Consider the following 410-nt stretch of genomic DNA (forward strand, 5'->3'; position numbering starts at 1 on the left):
CCGCAGCAGCAGCGCGTCCCGCATCGGCTTGGGATCCTGCCGCTCGTCCACCCAGCGGGCCAGCTCCGCACTGCCGCCGGGCAGCACCTCGTACTGCTTCTTCTGCCCCCGCACGGGCCCCTCGCTGGGCAGCGCCCGGATCAGCCCGGCCTCCTCCAGCCGCCCTAGCTCCCGGTAGATCTGCTGGTGCGTCGCCGACCAGAAGTACCCGATCGACTTGTCGAACCGCCGCGTCAGCTCCAGCCCGGACGAGGGCCTCTCCAGCAACGCGGTGAGAATGGCATGCGGCAACGACATGCGGCCATCCTAGGTGTGGGCAATCGTCCCGCCCCCGGTGTGGGCAATCGTCCCGCAGGGCGGGACACCCCGCCCCGCAGGGCCGACCCCGCCCCGCAGGGCCGACCCCGCCC

General features: G+C 72.9%; 1 protein-coding gene. It reads right to left on the reverse strand.

The window, feature by feature from the left end:
* Nucleotides 1-297, reverse strand: a 297-nt coding sequence (locus VR44_RS13530) for a PadR family transcriptional regulator (protein ID WP_045947721.1), incomplete at its 3' end; no start/stop codon positions are given.
* Nucleotides 298-410: the final 113 nt, after the last annotated feature.

Origin of the sequence: Streptomyces katrae (assembly GCF_000966975.1) — a bacterium.
GTDB classification, from domain to species: domain Bacteria; phylum Actinomycetota; class Actinomycetes; order Streptomycetales; family Streptomycetaceae; genus Streptomyces; species Streptomyces katrae.